12 protein-coding genes are annotated in these 13,058 nt (G+C 69.4%); 11 read left to right on the forward strand and 1 reads right to left on the reverse strand.

What is annotated here, in order from left to right; all coding sequences use genetic code 11:
* Positions 1-483: 483 nt before the first annotated feature.
* The 9 genes from GIY23_RS09265 (at position 484) to metK (ending at position 8,069) form a co-directional block, all read left to right on the forward strand.
* Positions 484-1,020, forward strand: a complete 537-nt coding sequence (locus GIY23_RS09265; protein WP_154076277.1) for a hypothetical protein — start codon at positions 484-486, stop codon at positions 1,018-1,020.
* Positions 986-1,558, forward strand: a complete 573-nt coding sequence (locus GIY23_RS09270) for a DUF3558 family protein (RefSeq protein WP_154076278.1) — start codon at positions 986-988, stop codon at positions 1,556-1,558. Before GIY23_RS09265 ends, GIY23_RS09270 begins: the two co-directional genes overlap by 35 nt.
* Positions 1,558-2,952, forward strand: a complete 1,395-nt coding sequence (locus GIY23_RS23210) for a PPE domain-containing protein (RefSeq protein ID WP_154076279.1) — start codon at positions 1,558-1,560, stop codon at positions 2,950-2,952. The genes GIY23_RS09270 and GIY23_RS23210 overlap by 1 nt, the downstream gene beginning before the upstream one ends.
* Positions 2,953-3,026: 74 nt before the next feature.
* Positions 3,027-3,797, forward strand: coding sequence for an ESX secretion-associated protein EspG (locus GIY23_RS09280; RefSeq protein ID WP_154076280.1), 771 nt, complete (start codon positions 3,027-3,029; stop codon positions 3,795-3,797).
* A 372-nt stretch (positions 3,798-4,169) separates the two neighbouring features.
* A complete protein-coding gene (gene mihF / locus GIY23_RS09285) occupies positions 4,170-4,487 on the forward strand; it encodes an integration host factor, actinobacterial type (protein ID WP_154078730.1) in 318 nt (105 codons plus the stop codon).
* The gene (gene gmk / locus GIY23_RS09290; RefSeq protein WP_154076281.1) at positions 4,484-5,086 is read left to right on the forward strand and encodes a guanylate kinase; all 603 of its coding nucleotides are present in this window, start codon (positions 4,484-4,486) and stop codon (positions 5,084-5,086) included. Before mihF ends, gmk begins: the two co-directional genes overlap by 4 nt.
* 148 nt (positions 5,087-5,234) lie before the next feature.
* Positions 5,235-5,525: a DNA-directed RNA polymerase subunit omega gene (rpoZ, locus tag GIY23_RS09295; RefSeq protein ID WP_154076282.1), complete on the forward strand. Its 291-nt coding sequence runs from the start codon at positions 5,235-5,237 to the stop codon at positions 5,523-5,525.
* Positions 5,522-6,790: a bifunctional phosphopantothenoylcysteine decarboxylase/phosphopantothenate--cysteine ligase CoaBC gene (gene coaBC / locus GIY23_RS09300; protein ID WP_228717630.1), complete on the forward strand. Its 1,269-nt coding sequence runs from the start codon at positions 5,522-5,524 to the stop codon at positions 6,788-6,790. Before rpoZ ends, coaBC begins: the two co-directional genes overlap by 4 nt.
* A gap of 100 nt (positions 6,791-6,890) precedes the next feature.
* Positions 6,891-8,069 carry a methionine adenosyltransferase gene (metK, locus tag GIY23_RS09305; protein ID WP_154078732.1) on the forward strand — a complete coding sequence of 393 codons (1,179 nt, stop codon included), beginning with the start codon at positions 6,891-6,893 and terminating at the stop codon, positions 8,067-8,069.
* A 275-nt stretch (positions 8,070-8,344) separates the two neighbouring features.
* On the opposite strand, the gene GIY23_RS09310 is transcribed toward metK, so the two are convergent.
* Positions 8,345-8,806 carry a tRNA (cytidine(34)-2'-O)-methyltransferase gene (locus GIY23_RS09310; RefSeq protein WP_154076283.1) on the reverse strand — a complete coding sequence of 154 codons (462 nt, stop codon included), beginning with the start codon at positions 8,804-8,806 and terminating at the stop codon, positions 8,345-8,347.
* Between the two features lie 76 nt (positions 8,807-8,882).
* Here GIY23_RS09310 and GIY23_RS09315 point away from each other — a divergent pair, with 76 nt between their 5' ends.
* Together GIY23_RS09315 and ggt are read left to right on the forward strand one after the other, a co-directional pair.
* Positions 8,883-10,898, forward strand: a complete 2,016-nt coding sequence (locus GIY23_RS09315) for a primosomal protein N' (RefSeq protein WP_154076284.1) — start codon at positions 8,883-8,885, stop codon at positions 10,896-10,898.
* A gap of 275 nt (positions 10,899-11,173) precedes the next feature.
* Entirely contained in the window at positions 11,174-12,970 is a 1,797-nt protein-coding gene (gene ggt / locus GIY23_RS09320; protein ID WP_407646843.1) for a gamma-glutamyltransferase, read from the forward strand.
* The last annotated feature ends 88 nt before the right edge of the window (positions 12,971-13,058 follow it).

Consider the following 13,058-nt stretch of genomic DNA (forward strand, 5'->3'; position numbering starts at 1 on the left):
TCAAGCAGTTGCGTGACGAGGGACGACACATGACGAGGTGGGGAGCGGTGCGTCGTCTCCCACCACCGGGATGGCTCGCAACGACCAGGCGGCCCGAATCGGGCGCAATCCTCTGAATAGGACGAGCCGGTGGTCGGCGCGACCCGGAGTCCCTCGAGCGGTCTGCCCCGACGAGGTCACAAGCGTTCGTTGCGCTGAAATCGCAGTTCAGGGCTGGTGAGGGCGCTCTCGCTTGCCGCTCAGCGGTGGGAACTTCGGTCAGGATCTCGTTGCGCGGTAGGGGGACCGATGTGCGTTGGCGCGCGTCGTAGGGATACCGGTAGCCAGTCGGCGATGCGGTGTGGTGCAACTTACAGCGTGCCTGGCGGGTGGAAATTTGCGTGAACGTGCCCTGGGCCGGGTGGGGTGTGCGGTACGGTATCGCGCGGTTGATCGACTGAGCGTGCGCGCCAGGCGCGAAGGGACGAGCGAGGGGAGCCGTTGGTGGCTGAGCAGGGGGATCAGGAGCAGTCCTACGAGGTGGACTACTCCTCTGAGATGGCGGCGATGCAGGACGCTCAGCAGCAGTTGGCTTCCGGCCAGGCGATGAGCGCTACACCGCTGGCGAGTGTGGCGGCGCCCCTCGTGCAGTCCTCGGCAATGCAGAGCATGGCCGACGCCAAGGGCCGCATGGAGGCGAAGGCGCAGCTGGCTGAGGCAGTTGGTGCCGGAAACACGATGATGGTCGACCCGGATCAGGTCGACAAACTGGCAGGGTTCTTTGACAGCAAGGCACAGGAACTTCGTGATCGTCGGATGCAGGTCCGACTACTTGCCGATGTTCAGCCGCCTGGAACCGACCCGGTCAGCAGCGGCGCGGCTCGCGTTTATAGCAAGGTCGGCGAAGGTGACGAGCAAGCGTATTTGGATAACTACAGCAAGCTGATTCAGGTTTTTGAGGATGCTTCTGAAAACCTGAAATCGACCGCGCAACAGACGCGTTCCGATGAACAAGGAGCGAAGGACAGGTTCCGTGCGTAAAGCAATCGTTGCAGCTTCTCTCCTGCTGGTGGCAGGATGCTCCGGCGGCGCGACCACTGAGCCGCCCCCGTCGCCGCCACCCACCACGAATGAAGCTCCCGTCCGGTCCGCGCCTGCGAAATCGATCGAGGTGCCAGATCGGTGCTCAGTGGTGACGGAACCACAGTGGCGCCAATTGGGCGCGACGGACTCGCCGCGTGAACGGGAAGTCGGTGAGGGTGAGGGAATCGTAGGATGCGATTACAGTCGTCTCAACGAGACGGACGATTGGCAGGTTTTCGTGTCGGCAGTGCCCAAGCCATTGCCTGAGTTAGCTGAGCGAACCAGCTTGAGGGAGCCGCTCGACTTTTCGGGGTACCCGGCGATGAAGCGCAGTAGCGGCGACGTTGATTGCATTATCGCGTTCGACGTCGCCGATGGCGGCACGCTGTTGGTGCAGTCGCAGGTGTTGGAAGGGTCTGCGGATCCATGTCAGCTGACCTCGGGATTCGCCGAGGCGGCGTTGAGTAATCTTCCCGACGCTCCTGGGGGGCAGTGATGGGCAACGGTAGGTCGTTGGAGCCGAGCAACTTCGAGGGTGCGTCGCTCGAGCAGATGCGCGGCTGGGTTCAGTCCGGCGCTGGCGCCGAGAGTATGAACACTGCCTCCGAAGACTGGGCGAAAGAACACAAGTTCCTGATGGATCTCGCCCAGGAAGTGAAGGCCGAACTCGACGGGGCGAAGGTGTCGTTCCAGTCGCAGTCGGGTGAGGCGATGCAGAACGCGATGTCGCCGGTGGTGCTCTGGACGGAGGTTGCCGCCGAGAGCGCCAACGTGCAGTCGACGCAGATGAACGCGCAGGGCGAAGCGTTCAAGACCGTGGAAAGCTCTATCCCCGCCAAGTCGGAGGAGCAGGAGGTCCCGGACGACAACTTCTTCGAAGAAGGCTTCGACAGCATGTTCAACGGGGGGACTGACGCGGAGAAGGCCAACGCTGCGAACGAGAAGCTCCGGCAGGAGGGCGTCCGCGCCTTCGACGCGTACGGGTCCGCGTCCAGCGGCAATGTCGAGGGAAGCGCGACCTTCACCCCGCCGCCGGAGCAGGGGATGAACACCGCGATTAACCAGGGGTCGCACACCTCGGTCGGGCAGATGCAGACCGCGTCCGCCATGGGGGCTTCGGCGCCGGCTGCGTCGGGCAGTTCTTGGGCCGCTGGTGGCTCGTCCGGCGGCGGTTCGGTCGCTCCGATGGGCGGCGGTGCTGGCGGCGTCGGTGGTTCCGCCGGTGCTGGCGGAACCGGCGGTGTGACGCCCGGGCAGACGAACCCGAACTACGTGGGTACGGCACCGGGCGGCGGAGGACAGAGCGGTCCCGGCGCCAACGGTCCTGGGGGCTCCGGCTCGGGCCCTGGTCGCGGCGGTGGCGCCGGCGTTCTTCCCGGCGCTCCCGGCACCGGCGGTGGCAGCGGAGGCCGTGGCGGTAGCGGCGCCGGTGGTCGCGGCGGCGTCGGATCCGGGGGCCGGAGCGGTTCCGGCACCGGTGCGGGCCCTCGCGGCGGTGCCGGCTCTGGGAGCGGCACCGGAACCGGCGCTGGACGCGGCGGCTCGGGTGCCCTTGGCTCCGGCGGTCGCGGCGGCGTCGGCGGTTTCGGCTCCGGTGGCGGTACCGGCTCCGGTGGCGGACTCGGTGCGGGCGGTCAGTCCGGCGTCGGGCGCGGTGGCATGTCCGGCGTCGGAGGTAGCTCCGGCGTGGCCGGGCAGGGCGGTGCGACCGCTGCCGGTGGGCGTGGCGGTACGGTGGGTGCCATGGGCGGCGCCGGTGCGCGCGGTGCCCAGGGCGAGGAAGACGACGAGCACTACACGCCCGAGTTCCTCAAGGGCGACTACGGTTTCTTCGACGAAGACCTGCCGAAGGTCGCCCCGCCCGTGTTCGGCGATTGGGAGAACAAGTAAGGGACAGGCTCGACGTCGACGGCACCGGGAGAACCCCGGTGCCGCCCGACGTGCCGACAGGGGAAGGCCCACCTGTGAACATCGAACTGTCCGGCCAGGCGTTCCACGAGCTGTGGGAACACCTCGGGCTGGGCGTCAAACCGCTCGCGCTCAACGTGCTGCCCGACGGCATCCTCGAATCCGAGCGTCGCGAAGCCGAACACCACGCCGTCGACGAACTCCGCCGGTACGGCTACGGCGACCGGGACGGTGAAGACGACCTGCTCGGCGCGCTCCAACCGCTGCGGCGCTACGAACGGTCCTACGACATCGTCTACCGGTTCCGGGACGGCGACGAGCTACCCCGGCATACCGGAATCGTTGCCAACCAGGGAAATCAGGCAACCCTCGCCGTCTACACCGGACAGACTGTGCGAATCACCACGGTGGCGAACGAGGACATGTCCCGAGCGATCCTCAACGTCGTCCCGGAGATGAAACCGGGGCCCGGCAACGGTGTGTCCGTGCGTAGCGCGGTCCTCAAGGAAGCAGGAGCCGAAGCCGGATCCTCCCCCCGGGCCCTCGTGGACGCGCTCGCGCGCCGAGGTGTGCGCCGAGAGGAAGCGAACGCTCTCTCCGAGATGGTCGGCTCCAAGCGACTCCAGTACGCCCAGTTCGGCGCGGCCACCATGGACGGCCTCGGCAAGCGCACCCGCATGCCCATGGTGACCAACTGCTACTCCAACGCCGCCGGCTGGTTCCTCATGGAGGAGAACCCGCGCGGCGCCGAACCGTGGACGACGTTCGCGCCCATGGACAAGCAGCGCATGCGTCTCCGCGTGGAGGACCTGTTCAAGGGGCGCTGAGCCGCACGCTCCCCGGCACTGCACGCAGCGGGCGTGAGCCTTTGTGGTTGCTATAGCCACCAAAAAGGCTCACGCGACGCCGCTGTGAGCGTCCTGACCTGCGGTGACCCCTTCGGCGTCCCTCAACCGCCCGGAAATCGGACAGATCGGAAGAGTTTGTCCCAGGTTAGTGCACTTCAGCGCCGTTATTGGTAGACCTTGCAGCGGCCCGGTGCGCGTGCACGCCTCGTACGAACACCAACCGGACGGGCCAGTCGGCGCGACCCGGAACGAGACCGGTTCACAAAAGTCGGACCCGCGTGACAGGCGGTTCGAACGGCTCGGTACCGTCGCCGCACCGATCAAGCGAAACCCCACATCACGGAGGACATGGTGGCCCTTCCCCAGCTGACCGAGGAGCAGCGGGCAGCAGCTTTGGAAAAGGCGGCTGCCGCCCGTCGCGCCCGAGCTGAGCTCAAGGAGCGCCTCAAGCGCGGTGGAACCAGCCTCGCCGAGGTTCTGGACGACGCCGACAAGGACGAGGTCCTGGGCAAGATGAAGGTCTCCGCCCTGCTCGAGGCCCTTCCCGGCGTTGGCAAGGTGCGCGCTCAGCAGATCATGGAGCGCTTGGAGATCGCCAACAGCCGCAGGCTGCGCGGTCTGGGCGAGCGGCAGCGCAAGGCGCTGCTCGCCGAGTTCAGCGGCGAGTGATCGACGCGCGAACCGGCACCGAGCCGGGGACCGTCCGCGAGGGCGAGCCCCGGCTCACCGTCGTTTCCGGGCCCTCCGGGGTCGGGAAGTCCAGCGTGATCACCGAACTGCGCAAGCAGGCCCCGGAGATCTACTTCAGCGTGTCGGCCACGACCCGTGCCCCCCGGGCCGGTGAGGTCGAGGGCGAGCAGTACCACTTCGTCGACGACGCCGAGTTCCGGCGCATGGTCGACGAGGGCGAGATGCTCGAACACGCGCAGTACGCGGGCAACTACTACGGCACGCCGCGCGGCCCCGTGCAGCGTGCGCTCGCCGCCGGTCGGCCAGCGGTGCTGGAGATCGAACTCCAGGGTGCGCGGCAGGTGCGCCGCGCGATGCCGGAAGCGCAGCTGGTGATGTTGCTGCCGCCGAGTTGGGAAATGCTCGTGGACCGGCTCACCGGCCGCGGAACCGAACCCGACGACGTCGTGCAGCGCCGACTCGAGGTCGCCCGGAACGAACTCGCTGCCGAACCCGAGTTCGACACGGCCGTTGTCAACTCCGATGTGCAGGTCGCGGCGAGCGAGTTGGTACGCTTGATTGCTGGGTGTCGGTCCTGACGCCGTCCGCATCGATGACCGGTGCCGCACTCCACGCGGTCGACGGACAGGGCCGCCCGAAGACGACCGCCGCGATCGGCCCCCGAGCCGACCGGCCAGGGGTGAGTCCGGCCCCACCCGACGCACGAGAAGCACAGGAGCCACCCACGTGAGTACTCCCACCGCGCTGGCCGCGCTGAACAGCGCCCCCGCGAGCAGCACCGAGGGCATCACCAACCCGCCGATCGACGACCTGCTCGAACAGGTCAGCTCGAAGTACGCGCTGGTGATCTACTCGGCCAAGCGCGCCCGCCAGATCAACGACTACTACGCCCAGCTCGGCGAGGGCCTGCTGGAGTACGTAGGCCCGCTCGTCGAGCCCGGCCCGCGGGAGAAGCCGCTGTCGATCGCGCTGCGCGAGATCCACTCCGGCGTGCTCGAGCACACCGAGGGCGAGTGACCCGGAACCCGGACGAGGACCACCCGACGAGCAAGCCTCGGGTGGTCCTCGGTGTCAGTGGCGGCATCGCGGCCTTCAAGGCGTGTGAGGTGCTGCGGCGGCTGACCGAGTCCGGCCACGACGTGCGGGTCGTGCCCACCGAGTCCGCGCTGGAGTTCGTCGGCGCCGCCACGTTCGAGGCGCTGTCCGGGCATCCGGTGCGCACCGGTGTCTTCACCGACGTCGAGGAGGTTCCGCACGTCCGGCTCGGGCAGGAGGCGGACCTCGTCGTCGTCGCTCCCGCCACTGCCGACCTCATGGCCCGCGCCGCGCACGGCATGGCCGACGACCTGCTCGCCTCGACGCTGCTGACGGCCCGGTGCCCGGTGCTGCTGGTGCCCGCGATGCACACCGAGATGTGGGAGCACCCGGCCACCCGGGCCAACGTCTCCCGGCTCCGGGAGCACGGCGTGGTCGTCGCCGAACCCGCGCGCGGCCGCCTCACCGGCGCCGACAGCGGCAAGGGCCGTATGCCGGAGCCCGCCGAGATCGTCGACCTGTCCCGGCTGCTGCTGGCGGAGGGGGCGGCGTTGCCGCACGATCTGTCCGGCAAGCGAGTGGTGGTCACCGCTGGCGGCACGCGCGAACCGCTGGACCCGGTGCGCTACCTCGGAAACCGCTCGTCCGGGCGACAGGGCTACGCGTTGGCCCGTGTCGCCGCCCACCGGGGAGCCGAGGTCACGCTCGTGGCCGCGCACTCCGCCGACCTCGTCGAACCGGCCGGGGTCCGGATGGTGCACGTGGGCACTGCGGACCAGCTGCGGGACGCCGTGCTCGAAGCATCCGACGGGGCGAATGTGCTGGTCATGGCCGCTGCGGTCGCCGATTTCCGGCCAGTGAGCCACGTCGATCACAAGATCAAGAAGACCGACCGGGACCCGGACGCGCTCGAACTCACGCGCAATCCCGACATCCTCGCCGACGTCATCGAGCAGCGCCGCGCAGGCAAGCTGGACACCGACGTCGTCGTCGGCTTCGCCGCCGAGACCGGCGACCCGGACACCACCGTCCTCGAACACGGTCGCGCCAAGCTCGAGCGCAAAGGCTGCGACCTGCTCGTGGTGAACACCGTCGGTGACGGACGCGCGTTCGAGGTCGAGGACAACGACGGCTGGCTGCTGGCCGCCGACGGCGCCGAACTGCCCATCCCGCACGGGTCCAAGTCCCGGCTCGCGGCCAGGGTGTGGGACGCTGTCGCCGCGCGACTCGGCGGCAACGTAGGCTGAACGCGCAGGTCACTGCCCGAGTGCGGCGATGAGCGGCGTCGTCGCATCTCCCGGAGAGGACGTGGACCCAGTGAGCCAACAGGAACGCGGCGAGCGCAGACTGTTCACCAGTGAGTCGGTGACCGAGGGTCATCCCGACAAGATCTGCGACGCGATCAGCGACTCCGTGCTCGACGCCTTGCTCGCGGAGGACCCGCGGAGCCGTGTCGCCGTCGAGACGCTCGTGACGACCGGCCAGGTCCACGTCGCCGGTGAGGTCACCACCTCCGCCTACGCCGACATTCCCACGATCGTGCGGGAGAAGATCCTGCAGATCGGGTACGACTCCTCGGCGAAGGGCTTCGACGGCAACTCGTGCGGCGTCAACATCGCCATCGATGCACAGTCGCCGGACATCGCGCAAGGCGTCGACACCGGTTACGAGAGCCGCGTCGAAGGCGTGGACGACGAGATCGCCAAGCAGGGTGCCGGCGACCAAGGCTTGATGTTCGGCTACGCGTGCGACGACACCGACGAGCTCATGCCGCTGCCGATCGCGCTCGCGCACCGGCTGTCGCGGCGGCTGGCGACCGTCCGCAAGAACGAGGTGGTGCCGTACCTGCGACCGGACGGCAAGACTCAGGTCACCATCGAGTACGCGGGAGACCAAGCGGTGCGGCTGGACACCGTGGTCGTCTCCAGCCAGCACTCCGACGACGTCGACCTGGCGACGCTCGACACGGACATTCGCGAGAAGGTCGTCGGCCCGGAGGTCGACGTGCTCGGTATCGACGCCGCCGAACTGCGACTGCTGGTCAACCCCACCGGCCGGTTCGTGGTGGGCGGGCCGATGGGCGACGCGGGGCTGACCGGCAGGAAGATCATCGTCGACACCTACGGCGGCATGGCCCGGCACGGCGGCGGGGCGTTCTCGGGCAAGGACCCGTCGAAGGTCGACCGCTCGGCGGCCTACGCGGCGCGGTGGATCGCCAAGAACGTGGTCGCCGCGGGGCTCGCCTCCCGGATCGAGGTGCAGGTCGCCTATGCGATCGGCGCCGCTGCTCCGGTCGGGCTGTTCGTGGAGACCTTCGGGACCGAGAACGTCGACCCGGCGAAGATCCAGAAGGCGATCAACGAGGTGTTCGACCTGCGTCCCGCCGCGATCATCCGCGACCTGGACCTGCTGCGGCCCATCTACGCGCCGACGGCGGCCTACGGCCACTTCGGACGGTCCGATGTGGACCTTCCGTGGGAGCGCACCAACCGCGCCGACGCCCTCACCTCCGCCGCCAACCTCTGAGAACTCCTTTCAGAAGGTTTTGCTCGGTGGGTTGGGTGGCGGAACTTCAGTGCCCTCCTCGCCGCGCGATCGGTCTCTTGAGTAGCCACCTACGCGGCGGAACCGCTGTCCTCGCGAGGAGGGCGCTGAGAACCCGCCGGTGGTCGGGTCGCGTATGTGGTGATCGCTCAGCGGCTCCGCCACTGACACGACATTCCGCAGGGACCTATCAGAGGCGAACGGCACTTTCGCCTCGTGTGGTGGGGCGAACGTGCCGTTCGCCTCTGGGTGGGAGTTCAGGGGGTGGCGAAGCCTTGTTGGCGCCAGGCCTCGAAAGTGGCGATGGCCGCGCTGTTCGCGACGTTCATGGATCGCGGCCCCGGCACCATCGGGATGCGGACCTGAGTACTCACCTGCCCTGCGTCGAGCACGTCGGCCGGGAGCCCCACGGATTCCGGCCCGAACAGCAACACGTCGCCCGGGTGATAGTCGACGGTGTCGTAGCGTCGTTCGGCGGAGACGGTGAACGCGATCACCCGCTCGGGTCGAATCGCCTCCCACGCCGCGTGCAGGTTCGGATGCACCCGCAGCACCGCGAGATCGTGGTAGTCGAGCCCGGCGCGGCGAAGTTTCGCGTCCTCGAGGTCGAACCCCAACGGTTCGACGAGGTGCAGCGTGGCCCCCGCGCACGCCACCATCCGGACGGCATTGCCGGTGTTGCCGGGAATCTCCGGGTGGTAGAAGACGATGTGGAACACGCGCTCCTCCTGCTCTGCTCGCTCGGCGATGCTACCGACCGGCTCGCGCGGGGAACGTTCTGGTAGAGAAGGGGTCATGGCGAGCGGAACAGGCGCGAAGGCGGCACCGAAAGTCGCTGCCGCGTCGCTGCCGATCGCTCGGGTCGCGGTGGACGTCTCACCACCGCACCTGGACCGGCCGTTCGATTACCTGGTGCCCGAGCGTCTCGCCGAGCAGGCCGTGCCGGGCGTGCGGGTGCGGGTGCGGTTCAACGGCAAACTCACGGACGGGTTCCTGCTGGAACGCAGAGCCGAGTCGGACTTCACCGGGAGACTGGCCTGGCTCGAGCGGGTGGTCTCTTCGGAGCCGGTGCTCTGTCCGGAGCTGCTCGACCTGTCCCGTTCGGTCGCGGCGCGGTACGGCGGGACACTGAGCGACGTGCTGCGGCTGGTCATCCCACCGAGACACGCGCGTGCGGAGAAGCGTGCCACCGCCGCGAGCGCTGAACCACCGACGCGACCCCCGAGCAAGGCATGGGCGCGGTACCGGCACGGCGGGGCGCTGCTCGACGCCGTCCACGAAGAACGAGTCGCGCGGGCCGTGTGGCAGGCGCTGCCCGGAGAGCAGTGGCCGCATCGGCTCGCGGAAGCCGCTGCCGCCGCCGCGTCCGCGGGGCGCGGCGCACTGTTGGTCGTGCCCGATCACCGTGACGTTCAGCGCGTGCAGAGTGCCTGTGCGGAGGTGATGGGCGAAGAGCACGTCGTGGCGCTGTCGGCGGATCTCGGCCCGGAGGAGCGCTACCGGCGTTGGCTCGCGGTGTTCCGGGGAACCGTGCGCGTCGTCGTGGGCACTCGGGCCGCGATGTTCGCTCCGGTGCGCGATCTCGGGCTGGTCGCCGTGTGGGACGACGGCGACGAGCTGCACTCCTACCCGGTGGCGCCGTACCCGCACGCGCGTGACGTGCTCACCCACCGCGCGCACGCGACGGGCGCTTCGCTGCTGGTGGGCGGGTTCGTCCGAACCGCAGAGGCGGCACTGCTCGTCGAGTCCGGCTGGGCGCAGGAGGTCGTCGCTGCGCGGGAGACGGTGCGTGCCGCCGCGCCACGGGTGACAGCGATCGGTGAGGACGACGTCCAGCTGGCCCGGGACCCGGCCGCGCGTGCGGCCCGGTTGCCGTCGGTGGCGTTCGAGGCGGCCAGGGCGGCGCTCGGTGCGGGCGCACCGGTGCTCGTGCAGGTGCCGCGTCGCGGCTACGTCCCCGCGTTGGCCTGCGGCGACTGTCGGGAGCGGGCACGGTGCCGACGTTGCTCGGGGCCGCTCGCCCTTCCCGGAGCAACGAGCGAGGGTGGCGCACAACCGGCGGCCTGTCGGTGGTGTGGCGCTGCCGAAGCGGGCTTCCGTTGCCCCTCGTGCGGGTCACGCAGGCTCCGTGCGATCACGATCGGTGCCGCGCGGACCGCCGAGGAACTCGGGCGCTCGTTCCGTCAGGTACCCGTGCGCACCTCCGGCGGCGGGGACGTGCTCGCGTCCGTGCCGAGTGGCCCGTCCCTGGTCGTCTCCACTCCGGGTGCCGAGCCGACCGTCGACGGCGGATACGGCGCGGCGCTGCTGCTCGACGGTCGCACGCTGTTGGCGCGGCCGGAGCTCCGCGCCGCCGAGGAGGCACTGCGGTTGTGGTTCGCGGCAGCGTCGATGGTGCGCCCTGCTCAGGACGGTGGACGGGTCGTCGTCATGGCCGACTCGTCGCTGCAACCGGTGCAGGCGCTGGTCCGGTGGGATCCGGCCTGGTTCGGGGCGATGGAGCTCGCCGGTCGCGAGGAGCTCGGCTTTCCCCCGGCCAAGCGGGTCGCCGCGGTCGACGGTGCGCCGGATGCCGTGGACGGGTTTCTCGACGTGCTGCGACTGCCGGAGACTGGGGAGGTGCTGGGGCCCGTGCCGCTCGGCGAGGGGGACGACGAGGACGGCTCCGAGCGGGAACGGGCGTTGATCCGTTCCGACCGAGTCGAGGGCCGGGCGCTGGCTGCCGCGTTGCACGAGGCGGCAGCCGTGCGCGGCACCCGCAAGGAGACGGAGCGGGTGCGTGTCCGGGTGGATCCGCTCGACATGGTCTGAGCCGAGGGGGCATTCGGGAACTGGGCACGGTGAGGCTCCGGCGTTCGGAGTTCGTGTCCGGCAAGGCCGGGGGTTCTCGCCACGTACTCAAGAGGGGCCCAACGCCGCGAGGCGCGAACTGGGGGCGGCGGTACCGGACCACCTACCCAATTTCCACAGTGCCTTCTGACTCGTCGGGTCCGCGTTCACCCCGCACGTGTTGTCCCGAGAAGCCGATCAGGGCACGCTGTGCGGTATGCGCGAGCGGCACACGCTCGCAGAAGGTGGGGTGTGTCGTGGGCAAGCGGATCCGGTTCGCTGTCGCAGTGTTCGCGCCGATCGCGCTCATCGCGTCGACGGCACACGCGGCCGGCGCGGAGTCACCGCCGCCGAAAAAGGTGCCCGAGGCGATAGGTCTGGGCGGCGCCGTCTCCAGTGTGGACCTCGATGCGACGAACGCGGGGATCGAGGTGCTGCGACGCGGCGGGAACGCCACCGACGCGGCCGTCGCGGTCGCCGCCGCGCTGGGCGTCACGGAACCGTACTCCGGAGGCATCGGCGGCGGAGGCTACTTCGTCCACTACGACGCCCAGACCGGAGAAGTGTCCACACTCGACGGCCGCGAGACGGCACCGGCCTCCGCCGACCGGAGCCTGTTCCTCGACAACGGTGCGGAGATTCCGTTCGACGAAGCGGTCACCAGCGGGCTCAGCGTCGGCACGCCCGGGCTCCCGCGAACCTTCGAACAAGCACTCGACCGTTGGGGCACGCGCGAGCTCGACACCGTCCTCGAACCCGCGGTGGAGCTCGCCCGCGAGGGTTTCCGGGTGGACGAGCACTTCCGCGAGCAGACCGCGCAGAACGAGGAGCGGTTCGCCGCGTTCCCCGCGACTCGTGAGTTGTTTCTCCCCGGCGGGCAGCCGCCGGAGGTGGGATCGACGCTGCGCAACCCGGACCTCGCCGAGACCTACGAGACGCTCGGCGACAACGGCGTGGACGCGTTCTACCAGGACGAGATCGCCCGCGACGTGGTGGAGACGGTGCAGAACCCGCCCGTGGAACCGGAGTCGGACCTGCGAGTGCGGTCCGGGGACCTGCGCACCGAGGACCTCGAGAGCTACGAGGCGATCGAGCGGGAACCCACGCATGTGCGCTACCGCGGTCTCGACGTGTACGGGATGGCGCCGTCGAGCTCGGGTGGCACGACCGTCGGGCAGGCGCTGAACATGCTCGAGAACACCGATCTCTCGCAGGTGGACTCGGCCGAGTACCTGCACCGGTTCCTGGAGGCGAGCAAGGTCGGCTTCGCCGACCGCAACCGGTGGGTCGGCGACCCGGAGCAGGTCGACGTGCCCACCGAGGGGCTGCTGAGCCAGGAGTTCGCCGACTCACGGGAATGCCTGATCAAGCCGGACGCCACCCTGCCGACACCGGTCGCAGCGGGTGATCCGCGCGCTCCCGGCGGCGAGTGCGAGCCCGAAACTTCCGACGCGCGCACTCCACGAGAGGGTCCGCACACCACCCATCTCAACGTCGCCGACGCGACCGGGGACGTGGTGTCCTTCACGATCACCATCGAGCAGACCGGCGGCAGCGGCATGGTGGTGCCCGGCCGAGGGTTTCTGCTGAACAACGAGCTGACAGACTTCTCGTTCACCCCGACCACCCCGGGTGAGCCGGACCCGAACCTGCCGGGGCCGAGCAAGCGCCCGCGCAGCTCCATGAGTCCGACGCTCGTGCTCGACGGTGGCGAGCCGATGCTGTCGGTCGGTACGCCGGGTGGATCGACGATCATCACGACCGTGCTGCAGGTCCTCACCGCACGTCTGGACCGGGGCCTGCCGCTCGTGGACGCGATCGCCGAACCCCGAGCCTCGCAACGGAACACCGCGCAGACCCGGGCCGAGCCGGAGTTCACCGCACGACCGGAAACGGTTCGGTTGCAGGAACTCGGCCACGTCTTCGACACCGGCGACGGTGAGATCGGCAACGCCTCCGGCCTGGAGCGGCTCCCGGACGGGCGGTGGGTCGCCGCGGCCGAAACCACTCGCGGCGGGGGTGGCTCCGCGGCGGTGGTGATCCCGGCGGGGTGAGCCGACGCAGCGTGAGCCTTTTTGGTGCCTATGACCACCAAAAAGACTCACGCGGGCTTTGGGGCACTCCCGCCGTCGACACCGCTGC

The organism is Allosaccharopolyspora coralli, from assembly GCF_009664835.1.
Classification (GTDB): Bacteria; Actinomycetota; Actinomycetes; order Mycobacteriales; family Pseudonocardiaceae; genus Allosaccharopolyspora; species Allosaccharopolyspora coralli.

Excerpts from the sequence above, each read along its gene's own strand:
- GIY23_RS09270 (WP_154076278.1), top strand. The coding sequence starts at position 986 with ATGAACAAGGAGCGAAGGACAGGTTCCGTGCGTAAAGCAATCGTTGCA.
- GIY23_RS23210 (WP_154076279.1), top strand. The coding sequence starts at position 1,558 with ATGGGCAACGGTAGGTCGTTGGAGCCGAGCAACTTCGAGGGTGCGTCG.
- GIY23_RS09315 (WP_154076284.1), top strand. The coding sequence starts at position 8,883 with ATGGCGAGCGGAACAGGCGCGAAGGCGGCACCGAAAGTCGCTGCCGCG.